The organism is Pseudomonas sp. LBUM1663 (assembly GCF_059695905.1).
On record NZ_CP166792.1, the window covers coordinates 6,560,881 to 6,577,039 of the forward strand.

Here is a 16,159-nt window from a genome sequence, read left to right on the forward strand (position 1 = left end):
GGAATGAACATGAGTCAGATTGAAATTCGCCAGGTCTGCGCAGACGATCACGCCGCCTGGCTGCCGCTGTGGCAAGCCTACCTGCGCTTCTACAACACCGAATTGCCCGAAGCTGTCACGGACAGCACCTGGCAGCGCATGCTCGACCAGAATGAACCGACTCATTCGGCGCTGGCGTGGGTCAATGGCAAAGCGGTCGGCATGGTTAACTTCATCTACCATCGCTCGAACTGGAGCATCGAAAACTCCTGCTACCTTCAAGACTTGTTGGTAACACCGCAAACCCGAGGCACCGGCATTGGCCGCAAGCTCATCGAATTCGTGTATACCACCGCTAAAGCGGACGGTTGCTGCAAGGTCCACTGGCTGACCCACGAAACCAACGCCACCGCGATCCAGCTCTACGAGCGCATCGCCGAACGCCCCGGTTTCATCCAGTTTCGCAAAGCCCTTTAAGGTTCAAGGAGAACACCGTGTCGACTTCACTCGCAGACTGGAAAGGCGCCCCGGCGCCGTCGGTTCAAACCATCGAAGGGCGTTTCATCCGCCTGGAAAAACTCGACCCGGCGCGTCACGCCGAGGGTTTGTGGAAAGCCCTGCAAGGCCCGGGATCGGACCCGAAACTCTGGGACTATTTGCCTTACGGCCCTTTCCCGGAACGCAGCGCTTTCAACGATTGGCTGAACAACCATGCGGCCAACAGCGACCCGTATTTTTTCAGCGTGATCGACCGTGCCAGCGGTGATGTGCAGGGCCTCCTGAGTCTGATGTCGATCGTCCCGGCCCAAGGTCGCATCGAAATCGGCCACGTCACCTTCGGCGCGCCGATGCAGCGTTCGCCGAAGAGCACCGAGGCGGTTTACTTACTGGCCAAGGAATCCTTCGCGTTGGGCTACCGGCGCCTGGAGTGGAAATGCAACAACGGCAACGCCCGCTCCAAGTATGCGGCCGAGCGGCTGGGGTTCAGTTTTGAAGGCGTGTTCCGTCAGCACATGGTGGTGAAAGGGCAGAACCGGGATACGGCGTGGTATTCGATTCTGGATTCAGAATGGCCGGCGATAGGTGCGGGGTTTGAGCGGTGGCTATCCGATGAAAACCAGACGGATTCCGGGCAGGTGAAAACACTGGTCGAGTGCCGCGGGTAATTTACGGCGCCTGGACGGACGCCTTCGCGGGCAAGCCTCGCTCACACAGGTTTTCGGTTGACCACACTGTTGTGATCAACACATAACCCGTGTGGGAGCGAGCCGGCTCCGGGCGGCGTTCCGACAATTGGCATCACGCTAACTTTTGGGCAAGCACCGCAATATGCTCCGGCCCAATCCCGCAGCATCCGCCCAGATGGCTGGCGCCGCGCGCTTTCCAGTCGGCCGCCCACTGCACATACCCCGGCGGGTCGAGGTCTTCACGCAACGGGTCCAGACCGTCATTGGCCGTGGCCTCTTTCGGTTGTGGCGGGAAGGCATTGGCGTACGCGCCGATGTGAATCTTCACCCCCAAACGCTGAAAGGTTTCCCGCGCCGCATCGATCGCAGCACCGATCACTTCCGGCTGACTGCAGTTGAACAGCAACGCCTCGACGCCCAGTTCAGCCGCCACCGCAGCGGCCTCAGCTACGGGCTCACCGGAACGTAAACGCGGCACTTCGTCCGTGTCCTCATCCTTCAAGGTAAAGGACAGCCAGAACGGCTTTCCATCCTTCGGCAGACCGGCGTGAATCGCCCGCGCCTCAACGATTGAGCTCTGTGTTTCGGCTAGCCACAGGTCGACATGAGGCGCCAGTCCCTTGACCAACGGCGTCAACAATTCAGTCACCCGAGCAGCGTCAAAAAGGTCTGGGCGATAGGAGCCGAACAACGGTGGCAACGAACCGGCTACACGTACAGCCTTGCCCGAAGCCTCCACCGCACGCCGCGCCAATTCACCGGCCAGCGAAGCGAGGGCCTGCCCTTCTGCTGCAAAACGCTCTTCGCCGATGTGAAATGGCACCACCGCGTAACTGTTGCTGGTGATCACGCTGGCGCCACTTTCGATATAAGCCGCGTGCACCGCTTCCACTGCCCGCGGCGCTTCACTCAAGGCCAGCGCCGACCATTCGGGCTGCCTGAACGGCGCGCCTGCGCGCTGCAGCTCACGACCCATGCCGCCATCCAGAATTACAGTGCTTCCTGCGCTCATATGCTTTTCACTCATATGCTTATGAAAATAACTCACTACCAAGGTAGTTCTTATAACTATTTAATACGCACCATTCGGTTAATCACAACCACTTTTTTCAGGGATCGACTGTGAAATATCAACCACTCCTGGCCCTGGGCCTGACGATTCTGGCTGCCTCCACCCAAGCCTTTGGCGGAGCGACACTTAACCGCATCGAGCAGAAGAACGAACTGGTGGGCGTGTTGATGGAAAGCTACCCACCGTTCTCGTTCCTCAATGACCAGAACCAGCTCGACGGGTTTGACGTCGATGTGGCCAAAGCCGTGGCGGACAAACTGGGGGTCAAACTGCGTCTGGAAACGCCGTCCTGGGACGTCATCGCTGCCGGTCGCTGGAGTGGTCGCTACGACATCTGCGTTTGCTCGATGACGCCCAGCAAGGCACGGGCCGAAGTCTTCGATTTCCCGGTTGAGTACTACGCTTCGCCAGCCGTGATCGTGGTCAATGCCAAGGATGATCGCATTCACAGCGCCAAGGACCTCAGCGGCAAGAAAGTCGGCCTCACCAGCGCCTCCAGCTACGAAAGTTACCTGAACAAAAATCTGGTGATCGAAGGCGCTGAAGACACCCAGTTGCAGTACCCGTTCGAGGACGTGCAAATCGCGCCGTATGACACCGATAACGTGGCGTTCCAGGACCTGGGGCTGGGGGCCGGCGTGCGACTGGATGCGATCCTCACCAACCTCGTCACCGCGCAACCGCGCCTGACCGAAGACAAACGCTTCAAGCTGGCCGGCGAGCCGCTGTATTCGGAGCCGAACTCGGTGGCCATCGAGAAAGGTGACGCTCAGTGGGACGCCAAGGTGCGTGAGGTCTTTGCGCAACTGAAACAGGACGGCACCCTGAGCAAGCTCTCGCAAAAATGGATCGGCGCCGATATCAGTCAATGACTTCTTTCCCAAAACCTCCTCAGCCGCCGCAACCGGTGGCTGAGTCGAGACTGCAACGGATCTTCGGTTTCCGCACGCGGCTGTACCTGACGTGGGCGGCGATGCTGGGTTTGTTCGCCAGTTTCTTTCTGAGCTTCGACCTGAAGTTCTCGATCATCCTCGACAAACTGCCCAACCTGATCGGCCTGCACCTGGCGCCGAACGGCTTCCTGCAAGGCGCGGCGCTGACGCTGTTTCTGTGCCTGGCCTCAATCGTGACGTCGTCACTGCTGGGTTTCATCACCGCTCTGGCGCGGCTGTCGAAAAGCGCCGTGGCCTTCGGCATCGCCAGTTTCTACGCCTCGTTCTTTCGTGGCACGCCGCTGCTGATCCAGATCCTGCTGATCTACCTCGGCCTGCCGCAACTGGGCGTCGTCCCGGGCGCAGTCACCGCCGGCATCATTGCCCTGTCACTCAACTACGGCGCCTACCTGAGCGAAATCTTCCGCGCTGGCATCCTCGGCGTCGCCCACGGACAACGCGAAGCCTCCCTGGCACTGGGCATGCGCGAAACCGTGATCTTCTGGCGCGTCACCCTGCCCCAGGCCATGCGCACCATCATCCCGCCGACCACCAACCAATTCATCTCGATGCTCAAAGACTCGTCGCTGATCTCGGTGATGGGGGTTTGGGAGGTGATGTTTTTGGCGCAATCGTATGGGCGGTCGAGCTATCGGTATATCGAGATGTTGACGACCGCGGCGATTATTTACTGGGTAATGTCGATTGGGCTGGAGCTGATTCAGGCAAGGATGGAGCGGCATTATGGGAAGGCGTATTTGAGTCGGAGTTAGGCTTAAGGTGCACACGCAGACATCAATCTGTAAAAACACCCTGGCCTACAGCGTCAATGCCGATGGCAGCAGCGCGCCAATCAAGGTCGGCGGGTCGGCGAACCTGAACAGCTCAACCCTGGCGGTGAATGCCCCGGGCGTCGATGGCAATGTCGACAGCTGGCACGCCGGCGTTTATGCCTTGCGCCAAAGCGGCCCACTCGCTTCGCGTCTCCGTGCCGCGTACAGCGGTCATCAAGGTGAAAGCAAACGCACGGTGGCCTTCGACGGCTTCAGCGACCGGCCAAAAGGCGATTACGACGACAGCCAACAGGCCTTCGCCGAACTGGGCTATGCAATGGGCAGCGGCCGTCTCAGCGCCGAGCCGTTGCCAACCTCGGCTACCGGCGTTATTACCGCGACAGCTACCAGGAAAAAGGTGGCGCGGCTGCACTTCAGGTCGACAAGCAAACCCAGGACAACTTCAGCAGCACCTTCGGCCTGCGCCTGGCGCACCTGAGTTCGCTGGAAAACGGCATGAGTCTGACGCCCCGCATGACCGCTGGCTGGAAGCACACGTATGGCGATGTCAGCAACTCAACGCGCCAGGCATTCGTGGTCGGGGGGACAGCCTTCAGCGTTGATGGCAGTTCGCTGGACCGTGACAGTCTGGTGCTGAAAGCCGGGCTGGACCTGGGCATTTCGGCGCGGCATTCGGTGGGGGTTGGGTACAGCGGAGAGAGGGGGAGCAATAGCCGCAATCATGGGGTGATTGGGCAGTGGCAGATGAGTTTCTGAGTTTGCGCTAGCCGGCGGTGTCTTGATTACTTGTAAGAAAGGTCTTTCGCTCGAGCGGCCAAAAATCCTCTCGATCAAGCGAGCGGCTATTTTCTACTCAACAATCTGACACCGCCCGCAAACGCGCCGGAACCGGCTGACATCGGCATAGAAGCGCTCTATTTAGAGTTTGACCTCCCGTTAATTGAGGTCAAACACGATGCCCGTTCAACACAAATTTCGCCCACAACACTTGGCACTGGCCATTGCGCTTGCGTTGGGTTGTACCGAAATATCACTCGCCCAACAGCTGCCTGCCGAAACCCTAACGCCTGCTGCTGAAACCCCGGCTCAACTCCTGGCGGCTCTTGAAGCATTCATCACCGACCCCGACACCATCAAGGTCCCAATCAGCAAGGTAGCGGAAGGTGCAAATCCGAAACTCAGTGATAAAAATGAGTTAGTCATCGTTTCTGGTCGCGGAAGCCTCACTGGGGCAGTTGACGGTGGTGGCGGTACCAACTTCCTGCAACTTGATACCGCGAGCGGCGGCACGTTAGGCGAGAGTCGTCGCTTCGAAGGTCTGGAGCTAAAACGAAGTACGTGGAGTTTGAATGGTTCCGGTGACTTCAATACCGGCGTTCTAGTCCGTCCCAAAGCAACGCTGATAAACGATGGGCATATCACAGGAGGAGCGCTGGCCCAGGGTACGCTTGTCAATACTGGCAAGATTGGCGGCGGCGTGACGGTGCAATCAGGAGGAATCCTGAAAAACTCGGGGGAAATTAGAGGTGACGTTGTTATTGATGAAAAAGGTGCATTTGTTGGCAATGGATTAGTTGGCGCCCTGCAGGTGAACGGGAAATTCTCCGTAGACAAAATGCACGGCGCCCCGAAAATATCAGGTGACTTAACACTTTCTAAAACAGCCGAACTGACCTACGAGGTCGATGCCGACCGCAAAAGTGAAGCGATATTAGTCGGTGGCACAGCAAGTCTTGGTGGCGCCACGCTGAACATCGTCGCAGCACCCGGTGACTACCCTCTGGTTAGCGCAAACACGATCCTTGTTGCCGATAAAGTAGAAGGCAGATTTGGAAAAGTTCTCAACAACCTTGCGTTTTTAACGCCTGAGGTCGACTACACAAAAGAGAAGAAAGTTGATCTGATCTTCACCCGTAACGGTGCGCCCTTCGAGAGTGCCGCGAGCAGCGAGAACGGAAAGGAGCTCGCTAAAAGCATCGAAGAGCCGAAGGACATACCGCAGGAACAGGCCTCATCAGAAATTCCGCTACCTATCGCTGAAAACCTGAATCAACCGGCAAGCACCGACACTCCCGACACCGCAACCACGCCGACCGCTCCAGCCGAAACACCCCCGACAGCCGCGGGTCCATCATCAACCTCCGATTCACCCAAGCCCGCCACTGCTTCAAATCCTTCAAAAACGACCAATCCCGTCGCTACAGCACCAAAACCAACCACCTCCGCAAACGCCGCTGTCAGCGCCCTGCTCGGCAGTGACAAAGTGACCGCCTCCTACGCAATCGAACAACTGGCCGCCGGCAACAACGCCAACCTCGCCAAGGCAACCCTGAACAGTGACAGCCCGGTCAGCGCCTCCCTGCTCTCGACCATGCGCCAACTGGACAGCGCCAGCGCGTACAACAAACCCGGCCACCGATCCAACGCACCACGCCAGGCCGCCGGCAGCGAAGGAAACGGCAGGGTCTGGCTGCAAGCCTTGGGGCACGGCGGAACGCTGGATCGCGACCACGACGCTCTGCAAACCTCTACCAAAGGCCTTGTCCTGGGCGCGGATTGGGGCGTCGATGAGGAATGGCGTATCGGTGTGATGGGCGGCAAGTCCGACACCCGCCTGGACAGCCGCGAACTCGACGGCGATCTCGACAGCTGGCACTTGGGTGCTTATGCCCTGCGCCAGAACGGCCCGATGTCACTGCGCCTGGGCGCGACCTACAGCAATCACGACGGGAGCACTAAACGCCGGGTTGCCTTCAACGGTTTCAGCGACCGCCCCGAAGGCCGTTACGCGGCCAGCACCCAGCAGGCCTTCGCCGAAGTGGGTTACAACCTGGGGCGAGCCAATGTCAGCATCGAACCGTTTGCCAGCCTTGGCTACCAACGCTATCAGCGCGACGGTTACACGGAAAAAGGCGGCGCGGCAGCGTTGAAAGTCCAAGGACAAACCCAGAACAACCTCAACAGCACGTTCGGCCTGCGACTGGCGAAGATCAACACGCTGGATAACGGCATGCAACTGACCCCGCGGTTCAGTGCCGGCTGGAAACACACCTACGGGGATATCGACAGCGACACCCGTCAAAGACTGGCAACGGGCGGGAAGAACTTCACCGTTTCCGGTGCGCCGCTGGACCGTGACAGCTTGCTGGTTGATGCAGGTCTGGACCTTGGCTTGTCAGCGAAACACTCGCTAGGAGTCGGCCTCAGTGGTGAGGTCGGCACTGATAGCCGCAATCATGGCGTGATGGGGCAGTGGAAGATGGCGTTCTGATCAACGACTGATTCACCGCAATACCTGTGGGAGCGCGCCTGCTCAGGGCGACGTTCCCACATTTTCCAATGCGAAACTCCGGACGAAAAAAAAGGGGAGCACATGCCCCCCCGAGGTTTAAAACGGTGTATCGAGGCTGTTAACTCAGCCTTCGATCTCGATCAGGATTTCGCCCGGGTTCACCCGGTCGCCCTTGGCCACATGGATGGCGGTGACTTTACCGGCGATGGCCGCCTGGACTTCGGTTTCCATCTTCATTGCTTCGGTAATCAGCACGGCTTGCCCCGCTTTCACGGTGTCGCCTTCCTTGACCAGCACGTCGACGATGTTGCCCGGCATGGTGGTGCTGACGTGGCCCGGAGCAGTGGCCTGCTTGCGCTTGCTGCTACCGCCGCTGACGAATTCGTTGAGCGGTTCGAACACCACTTCTTCCGGCATGCCGTCGATGGACAGGTAGAAGTGACGTTTGCCTTCGGCCTTGACGCCGACACCGGTAATGTCGACGCGGTAGGTTTCACCGTGGACGTCGATGACGAACTCGGTTGGCACGCCTTCGCCACCAGCCGAGGTCACACCGCCTGCTTCAGGAATCGGCAGCAGTACTTCTGGCGTCAGGGTGCCGGCCGCACGTTCTTCGAGGAATTTGCGGCCGATGTCCGGGAACATGGCGTAGGTCAGCACGTCTTCTTCAGACTTGGCCACGGCACCGATTTCGGCACGCAGCTTGGTCATTTCCGGCTTCAGCAGATCGGCCGGACGCACATCGATCACTTCTTCGTTACCAATCGCCTGACGACGCAGTTTCTCGTTAACGGTGCCCGGCGCCTTGCCGTAGCCGCCTTGCAGGTAGAGCTTCACTTCGTTGGTGATGGTCTTGTAGCGCTCGCCGGCCAGCACGTTGAAAAACGCCTGGGTGCCAACGATTTGCGAGGTCGGGGTTACCAGCGGCGGGAAACCGAGGTCTTCACGAACCCGCGGGATTTCGGCCAGCACTTCCGCCATGCGGTTCAGGGCCCCCTGCTCTTTCAGCTGGTTGGCCAGGTTGGAGATCATCCCGCCCGGTACCTGGTTGACTTGCACGCGGGTGTCGACGGCGGTGAATTCGCTTTCGAACTGGTGGTACTTCTTGCGCACGGCGTAGAAGTACAGGCCGATCTCTTGCAGCAGTTCCAGATTCAGGCCGGTGTCGAACTCGCTGCCTTTCAGGGCAGCGACCATCGACTCGGTGCCTGGGTGGCTGGTGCCCGAGGCGAAGCTGGAGATCGCGGTGTCGATGTGATCGGCACCGTTTTCGATGGCCTTGAGTTGGCACATCGTGGCCAGGCCAGCGGTGTCGTGGGAGTGGATGAATACCGGCAGCGACTGCTCGGATTTCAATGCCTTGACCAGTTCGCCGGTGGCGTAAGGGGTCAGCAGGCCGGCCATGTCCTTGATCGCCACCGAGTCGCAACCCATGGCTTCCATTTGTTTGGCTTGAGCCACGAACGCGTCGATGGTGTGCACCGGGCTGGTGGTGTACGCGATGGTGCCTTGGGCATGTTTGCCGGCCGCTTTTACGGCTTCGATGGCCACGCGCAGGTTACGCACATCGTTCATGGCATCGAAGATGCGGAATACGTCGATGCCGTTGACCGCAGCCTTGGCGACGAAAGCCCTGACCACGTCATCGCTGTAGTGGCGGTAGCCCAGCAGGTTCTGGCCACGCAGGAGCATTTGCAGGCGCGTGTTAGGCAGCGCAGCGCGCAGCTGGCGCAGACGCTCCCACGGGTCTTCCTTGAGGAAACGAACGCAGGCGTCGAACGTCGCGCCGCCCCAGCATTCCAGCGACCAGTAGCCGACTTTGTCGAGCTTGTCGCAGATCGGCAGCATGTCTTCGGTGCGCATGCGGGTGGCGAGCAGCGATTGGTGGGCGTCGCGCAGGATTGTGTCGGTAACGTGGATTTTCTTGGACATTGTTTTATTCCTCACAGGCCTGCGTGGGCGGCGATGGCGGCGGCGATGGCCAGGGCCAGCTCTTCGGGTTTGCGCTTGATCGAGTAGTTGGTCAGTTCAGGGTGGCTTTCAACGAAGCTGGTGTTGAACTGGCCGCTACGGAATTCCGGGTTACGCAGGATTTCCTGGTAGTACGCGGCGGTGGTCTTGACCCCCTGCAGACGCATGTCGTCGAGGGCGCGCAAGCCACGGTCCATCGCTTCTTCCCAGGTCAGCGCCCACACCACCAGTTTCAGGCACATGGAGTCGTAGAACGGCGGAATGGTGTAGCCGGTGTAGATGGCCGTGTCGGTGCGCACGCCGGGGCCGCCGGGTGCGTAGTAACGGGTTATCTTGCCGAAGCTCGGCAGGAAGTTGTTTTTCGGGTCTTCGGCGTTGATCCGGAATTGCAGCGCGAAACCGCGGTGCTGGATGTCTTCCTGTTTCACCGACAGCGGCAGGCCGGACGCAATGCGGATCTGCTCACGGACAATGTCGATCCCGGTGATTTCTTCGGTGATGGTGTGTTCCACCTGCACGCGGGTGTTCATCTCCATGAAGTACACCTCGCCCTCGGCGAGCAGGAACTCCACGGTGCCGGCGTTCTCGTAACCCACAGCCTTGGCTGCGCGCACCGACAGGTCGCCGATGTAGGCGCGCTGTTCCGGGGTCAGTTGCGGGCTTGGAGCAATTTCGATGAGCTTCTGGTTGCGGCGCTGGATCGAGCAATCACGCTCGAACAGGTGCACCACGTTGCCAAAGCTGTCGCCGAGGATCTGCGCTTCAATGTGTTTCGGATTGACGATGCATTTTTCCAGGAACACTTCAGCCGAACCAAACGCTTTGGTGGCTTCTGAAATGACTCGCGGGAAGGCTTGTTCGAGTTCTTCACGGCTGTCGCAACGACGAATACCCCGGCCGCCACCACCGGAGGTGGCCTTGAGCATGACCGGATAACCGATGCGATCACCTTCGATCAGGGCTTCGGCGATGTCCGCGACGTTGCCTTCGGTGCCTGGAGTGACCGGCACGCCCGCCTTGATCATGCTGCGGCGCGCTTCGGTCTTGTCGCCCATGCGGCGGATGACTTCAGCCGATGGACCAATGAATTTGATGCCGCGTTCAGCGCAGATATCTGCCAGCTCGGCGTTTTCCGAGAGGAAGCCGTAGCCGGGATGCAAGGCATCACAACCGGTTTCCACCGCCAGATTCACCAGCTTGCGCGCATTCAGGTAACCGGCCAGTGGCTCGGCACCAATGCTGTGGGCCTCGTCCGCACGCTTCACATGCAAGGCATGGCGGTCGGCGTCGGAATAGATCGCGACCGAGCGAATGCCCATCTCGGCGCACGCACGCACGATTCGCACGGCAATTTCACCACGGTTGGCGATCAGGATCTTTTTTATCACTTGGAGGTTCCCTTGAGCCGGTGGTACCCACGACCCGCTAGACAGGTCGACGCGTGACTAAATGTTTCGATTTAGTCGCAGCCCCACACTAGCCCCCACAAGGGATTAACAAAAATGAATAATAATTGGGTCAGGCATAAGTAAAGACTTATAGTTGACTCATCAGCCTGCGGTGAGAGCGCCTAGAAAATGCGTAAGTCCTTGATGCGTATGACATTGCGTCAATTACAAATCTTCAATGAAGTCTGTGATTTGCGGTCCTACAGCCGTGCAGCCGATGAAATGTCTCTCACCCAACCGGCCGTGAGCCTACAGATTCGTCAACTTGAAGAGCTGATTGGGCAACCTCTGTTCGATTACGTCGGCAAAAAACTCTACATGACTGAGGCCGCCGAAGCACTCCAGCGCGCCAGTCGGGACATTTTCGGGCGCCTGGAAAACCTCGATATGCAACTCTCGGACATGCAGGGATCGCTGCAGGGCCAGCTGAAACTGGCGGTGGAATCCAGCGCCAAGTATTTCGTCCCGCACTTGTTTGCTGCGTTCAAGCGCCAACATCCGGAAGTGAATCTGCAACTGACGGTGGTCAACCGAGGGCAGGTGATCCGTCGATTGTCTGATAACCGCGACGACCTGGTGATCATGTCCATGGTGCCGCAGGACATGGGGCTGGAGTTTCTGCCGTTCCTCAACAATCCGATCGTTGCCGTCGCGCCGCCGGACCATCCGCTGTGCCACATGGGGCCGCTGCGCTTGCAAGACCTCGAGCCTTACACCCTGTTGCTGCGCGAACCCGGCTCCGGAACGCGTCTGGCGTGTGAAGAGTATTTCAAAGAGAAACGCGTGCACTTCAACCAGACCCAGGAGGTCGCTTCGGCCGAAGCCCAGCGTGAATGTGTGCTGGCGGGTCTGGGCGTCGCGCTGTTGACGCGCCACGCCCTGAACCTTGAGTTGGCGACCGGTGGATTGATCGAGTTACCGGTCGAAGAACTGCCGCTGTACCGCAGCTGGTGCCTGGTGCAGGCCAAGGCCAAACGGTTGTCACCGGTGGCCCACGCATTCCTTGCGTTTATCCGCAGCGAACGGGTGCAAATCAGCGCCCTGGTTGAGCGTTTCGACGGGAAGTTGCGGGAGCTGCCTGCCAGTAGTTGAGCTCAAGCTCAGGGAAATCACCGATCTCGGCCAGCAGCTGACGGCGTTCGCAGCGGTCTTCGATGGCGCGGCGAAACTCCATGCGGCGCTGATCTTCTTGCTGACGACGGGTTTTGACGGCGCTGTTGCGTTCTTCGTAGGGCTGGGCCATTTCGAGTCTCCCAAGGCGATTACGGGAGTTTCAAGATAGGCGCGAGGGATGACGGTTTGGCGGCGGGCGGGTTACAGAACGATGAAACTCGCAGACTTACCGCAAACCTGTGGCGAGGGAGCTTGCTCCCGCTCGGCTGCGCAGCAGTCGTAAATGAGCTTGATGCGGTTGGTCAACAATTGCTGTGAATGGTTTTGGGGCCGCTGCGCAGCCCAGCGGGAGCAAGCTCCCTCGCCACAATTCCAGCCATTATCAGTCGTCGAGTGCTTTCACTGATTTTGGCGACAGCCGCAAGCTGCGCAGGCTGCGTTTGACGCTCTTGAGGTGATTGACCAGGCTCGGCCCGCGCGCCATGGCCACGCCCATCGCCAATACGTCGATCACCACCAGGTGAGCGATACGCGAGGTCAGCGGCGTGTAGATTTCAGTGTCTTCATGCACATCAATCGCCAGGTTGACGGTCGACAGCTCGGCCAACGGCGTCTGGCTCGGGCACAACGTGATCAACGAGGCGCCGCTCTCGCGCACCAGGTTAGCGGTGATCAACAAATCCTTGGAACGCCCGGACTGGGAAATACAGATCGCCACATCGGTCGGTTTCAAGGTGACCGCTGACATCGCCTGCATGTGCGGATCGGAATACGCCGCCGCAGTCAGCAGCAAACGGAAGAACTTGTGCTGGGCATCCGCCGCCACCGCGCCCGATGCGCCAAAGCCGTAGAACTCGACACGCTGGGCCTGGGACATCAGCGACACAGCCCGCTGCAATTCCACCGGATCGAGCTTCTCGCGAACCTCCATCAAGGTGTGCAGGGTGGTGTCGAAGATTTTCAGGCTGTAGTCGGCGACCGAATCGTCTTCATGGATCGCAAACTGGCCAAAACTCGCGCCTGCCGCAAGGCTCTGCGCGAGCTTCAGTTTCAAGTCCTGGAAACCGGAACAACCGATGGCGCGGCAGAAGCGCACGATGGTCGGCTCACTGATGCCCACGCTATGGGCCAGGTCGGCCATGGAGCTGTGCATCACCGCCGCCGGATCAAGCAGCACGTGGTCGGCGACCTTGAGCTCCGACTTGCGTAAGAGGTGGCGTGACTGGGCGATGTGTTGCAGCAGATTCAAGGGGCTGGACTCTTTGTTATTGGCAGGTGCCGGGGATGTAGCAAGCTTGTAGTTATACTACATGAATCGGCTTTTTGCCTGCTCAATGCATAACTCGATGCCCCCATTCCACGCCACATGCGCTCCATGTAGCACTGCGGCCCCCGTAACAGCTGCTACAGGGGTTTCGTGTCTAGTTGTAAAAGTACAGCCAGGTCATCGGCCTCGACTGGACGGCTGATCAGGTAACCCTGCACTTCATCGCAGCGCTCGGCTTTCAAGAATTCCAGTTGCTCTTCCCGCTCGACCCCCTCGGCCACCACTTTCAGCGACAAGCCGTGCGCCATGGCGATGATCGCCCGGGTGATCGCTGCGTCCTCGCTGCCCTCCCCCAGCCCGCGAATAAACGCCTGATCGATCTTCACGTAATCCACAGGAATGCGCTTGAGATAGCTCAGGGACGAATACCCCGTGCCAAAATCGTCGATCGCCAGTTTCACGCCCAGATCCCGCAACTGCTGGAACGTCGCGATGATGTGTTCGACGCTGTCCAGCAACTGGCTTTCGGTGAGTTCGAGTTCCAGGTAGTGCGGCGCCAGGCCGGTTTCCTCCAGTACCTGCCGCACCAGACTGACCAACTTGCCCTGGCGCAATTGATGGACCGACAAATTGACCGACACGCGAATCGGCTCAAGCCCCTGCCGTTGCCATTCGCAGGCCTGCCAACAGGCTTGGCGCAACACGAACTCGCCGATAGGACCAATCAGCCCGGTTTCCTCAGCCAGACCGATAAAGTCCCCCGGAGGCACCCGCCCCATGGTCGGATGATCCCAACGCACCAGCGCTTCGGCCGCGTTCAGGCGTCCGGTGGCGAGGCAAAGTTTCGGCTGGTAATAGACTTGCAGCTGCTTCTCTTCGATGGCTTTGCGCAGCTGATTTTCAAGCTGCAATCGCTCAAGGGTGCTGGCCTGCAAGCTTTCGGTGTAGAACTGGAAATTGTTGCCGCCCAAGTGTTTGGCGTGCTGCATGGCAATGTTCGACTGGCTGACCAGCGCGGAAATTTCCCTCGCGGTGTCCGGCAACATGCTGATGCCCATCGAGGCGCTGACCACCAGTTCATGGCCATCGACGGTGATCGGCAAACGCAGTTTGGTCGACAACCGGGTCGCCACGCGCGCCAGGCTCGACAGGTTGCCGTAGGCATCGAATATCACCGCAAATTCGTCACCGGAAAGCCGCGCGATGGTGTCCGCCTCGGGCAATGCGTTGACCAGCCGCCGGGCCATTTTCTGCAGCAACTGGTCGGCGACTTCATGGCCAAGGCTGTCATTGAGCAACTTGAAACGATCCAGGTTGATATGCAGCAGCGCCAAACTGCGACGCCCGCCCTGACGCACCCGCTGATGAGCCTCGCGCAGCCGTTCGCGGAACAGCGAGCGGTTGGCCAGGCCAGTGAGTTCATCGTAATGGGTCAGGTAGCGCATGCGCTCTTCGGATTCCCTTCGAGCGGACAGATCGGCGAAGAAGCCGACAATATGGCTCACCTTTCCCCGAGCATCCCGAACAGCGTTCAGTTGCAGCCACTGCGGATAGAGTTCGCCGTTCTTGCGGGTTTCCACCAGTTCGCCCTGCCAGGTGCCGTGCTGTTCCAGAGCATGATGGATAGCGCCGTAGTGTCGGCGCGCATCGCGGCTGCACGGCAACTCGACGACATTGCGCCCGAGCATGTCGTCGATGTCGTAGCCGGTCACCCGGCTGAAAGCCTGATTGACCGCGATCAGCGCGTAATTGGGGTCGAAAATCACGATGCCTTCACTGGCCGCCTCGAACACCGTCGCCGCCAGTTGGCGCTGTTCTTCCTGGCCCTTGCTCGCGCTGATGTCGCGGCGGGTGCCGACCATGCGGATCACCCGACCATTTTCGCTGCGCTCGACCGCTCGTCCACGGTCCTCGATCCAGACCCAGTGACCGTCGCCGTGCCGCACCCGGTATTCGATCTGGTAATCCTCGCTGCGGCCTTTCAGATGCTCGACGAGAGCACGGCGCAGCGACGGCAAGTCTTCGGGGTGAAGGCGCGGCTTGAGGTGGCTGAGCATCGCTGTGACGTATTCCGGTTCCAGGCCGAACAACTCCTGAAGCTGGGTGTGATGGACTTCGTCAGTTTGCAGGTTCCAGTCCCACAGCCCGAGTTCACTGGCCTTCAACGCCAGCGCCAGCCGTGCTTCGCTCTTGCTCAGGGCCTGGTTGGCCGCGTCCAGTTCGAGGCTGCGCTGGGCGACCCGGTTTTCCAGCTCGACTTGGGCTTCGCGTAACTTGTCTTCGGCGCACCGGCGGTGATCAATCTCTTTGGCCAATTCGTGATTGAGCTGGTCACCGCAGCTCTGCGCCTGCTGTAGATGCTCGATCAGGGCCTGATTCTGAAAGCGCCGCAGCAAGCCGCTGTCGATCAACCGATTGACCTGCCAGGCCACCACGCTCAACGCGCCCAATAAAATCAGACCGAACCAGCCCCAACCCTGGCCTTGTTCATCACCACCCCAGAAGAGATAGGCGATGGCGGGCAACAGGCAGGGTAAGGTAAAGGACAGGAACGCCGGAAGGCTGACCGCGTAGGCGACGCTGGCTGACAGGGCGGCGGCGCCGATCAGGCCAAACACCCAGGCTTGTTGCATGAAATTGTCAGCGGGGACCAGGGCAATGCCGGCACCGGCCAGGGTCAGGCCGGTCATGGCAGAACCCAGCAGAAACATTCGACGCCAGACCGGATGGGCCTGACGGTTGGGGATGGCCGAATCGAAGGCCGCGACCTGGATCACCCGCAAGGCCACCAGCGATAAAAGCCAGATCAGCCAGACGCTGACAATGAAGTAGCGCTGCGGGCTCCAGAGCAATGCGGCGCAGACCAGTCCGTTGATCAGCATGAACAGCGTAGGCAGCAGGGAGCCCTGGTAAAGCAGGCGCGTGCGCTCGACCGCCATTTCCATGGCGTACCGTTTACGGATAACCCGAGGCTCCACAGAAGGGCCCGACAGGTCGGAGCTGAGGGTCATAGGCAATGTTCTTGTTCTTATAATGATGAGCATGAGCCCGAAACGTGGACGGAGCATACACAAGCCAATGCCCTTACCAAACTGCCCCGGATC

At 59.5% G+C, this 16,159-nt stretch carries 12 protein-coding genes and 1 pseudogene; 7 read left to right on the plus strand and 6 right to left on the minus strand.

Annotation, left to right across the window (positions count from 1 at the left end):
* Positions 1–9 precede the first annotated feature (9 nt).
* Both ACA075_RS30095 and ACA075_RS30100 read left to right on the plus strand, forming a co-directional pair.
* Positions 10–456, plus strand: coding sequence for a GNAT family N-acetyltransferase (locus tag ACA075_RS30095; RefSeq protein WP_497296714.1), 447 nt, complete (start codon positions 10–12; stop codon positions 454–456).
* A 17-nt stretch (positions 457–473) separates the two neighbouring features.
* A complete protein-coding gene (locus tag ACA075_RS30100; protein ID WP_497296715.1) occupies positions 474–1,145 on the plus strand; it encodes a GNAT family N-acetyltransferase in 672 nt (223 codons plus the stop codon).
* A gap of 133 nt (positions 1,146–1,278) precedes the next feature.
* On the opposite strand, the gene ACA075_RS30105 is transcribed toward ACA075_RS30100, so the two are convergent.
* On the minus strand, positions 1,279–2,178 hold the full coding sequence (locus tag ACA075_RS30105) for a homocysteine S-methyltransferase family protein (RefSeq protein ID WP_497296716.1): 900 nt from the start codon (positions 2,176–2,178) through the stop codon (positions 1,279–1,281).
* A 110-nt stretch (positions 2,179–2,288) separates the two neighbouring features.
* Here ACA075_RS30105 and ACA075_RS30110 point away from each other — a divergent pair, with 110 nt between their 5' ends.
* From ACA075_RS30110 to ACA075_RS30125, 4 genes and pseudogenes are all read left to right on the plus strand, one after another.
* Positions 2,289–3,110 carry an ABC transporter substrate-binding protein gene (locus tag ACA075_RS30110; protein WP_497296718.1) on the plus strand — a complete coding sequence of 274 codons (822 nt, stop codon included), beginning with the start codon at positions 2,289–2,291 and terminating at the stop codon, positions 3,108–3,110.
* The gene (locus tag ACA075_RS30115; RefSeq protein WP_497296719.1) at positions 3,107–3,943 is read left to right on the plus strand and encodes an amino acid ABC transporter permease; all 837 of its coding nucleotides are present in this window, start codon (positions 3,107–3,109) and stop codon (positions 3,941–3,943) included. Before ACA075_RS30110 ends, ACA075_RS30115 begins: the two co-directional genes overlap by 4 nt.
* Before the next feature lie 124 nt (positions 3,944–4,067).
* A pseudogene (locus ACA075_RS30120) lies at positions 4,068–4,720 on the plus strand (autotransporter outer membrane beta-barrel domain-containing protein); the annotation flags it as partial.
* Positions 4,721–4,919: 199 nt separating this feature from the next.
* Complete coding sequence (locus tag ACA075_RS30125; RefSeq protein WP_497296720.1) at positions 4,920–7,235, plus strand: autotransporter outer membrane beta-barrel domain-containing protein; 2,316 nt, start codon at positions 4,920–4,922, stop codon at positions 7,233–7,235.
* Between the two features lie 144 nt (positions 7,236–7,379).
* Here ACA075_RS30125 and oadA read toward each other — a convergent pair whose 3' ends face one another.
* Together oadA and ACA075_RS30135 are read right to left on the minus strand one after the other, a co-directional pair.
* Positions 7,380–9,188, minus strand: a complete 1,809-nt coding sequence (gene oadA, locus ACA075_RS30130; protein ID WP_497296721.1) for a sodium-extruding oxaloacetate decarboxylase subunit alpha — start codon at positions 9,186–9,188, stop codon at positions 7,380–7,382.
* 11 nt (positions 9,189–9,199) lie between these two features.
* The gene (locus tag ACA075_RS30135; protein ID WP_008156643.1) at positions 9,200–10,615 is read right to left on the minus strand and encodes an acetyl-CoA carboxylase biotin carboxylase subunit; all 1,416 of its coding nucleotides are present in this window, start codon (positions 10,613–10,615) and stop codon (positions 9,200–9,202) included.
* A gap of 189 nt (positions 10,616–10,804) precedes the next feature.
* Here ACA075_RS30135 and ACA075_RS30140 point away from each other — a divergent pair, with 189 nt between their 5' ends.
* On the plus strand, positions 10,805–11,767 hold the full coding sequence (locus tag ACA075_RS30140) for a LysR family transcriptional regulator (protein WP_461977983.1): 963 nt from the start codon (positions 10,805–10,807) through the stop codon (positions 11,765–11,767).
* Here ACA075_RS30140 and ACA075_RS30145 read toward each other — a convergent pair.
* The 3 genes from ACA075_RS30145 to ACA075_RS30155 form a co-directional block, all read right to left on the minus strand.
* Entirely contained in the window at positions 11,709–11,918 is a 210-nt protein-coding gene (locus ACA075_RS30145) for a PA3496 family putative envelope integrity protein (protein WP_008030742.1), read from the minus strand. The genes ACA075_RS30140 and ACA075_RS30145 overlap by 59 nt on opposite strands.
* A 252-nt stretch (positions 11,919–12,170) precedes the next feature.
* The gene (hexR, locus tag ACA075_RS30150) at positions 12,171–13,037 is read right to left on the minus strand and encodes a transcriptional regulator HexR (RefSeq protein WP_008027445.1); all 867 of its coding nucleotides are present in this window, start codon (positions 13,035–13,037) and stop codon (positions 12,171–12,173) included.
* Positions 13,038–13,192: 155 nt separating this feature from the next.
* Positions 13,193–16,066 carry an EAL domain-containing protein gene (locus ACA075_RS30155; RefSeq protein WP_497296722.1) on the minus strand — a complete coding sequence of 958 codons (2,874 nt, stop codon included), beginning with the start codon at positions 16,064–16,066 and terminating at the stop codon, positions 13,193–13,195.
* Between the last annotated feature and the right edge of the window lie 93 nt (positions 16,067–16,159).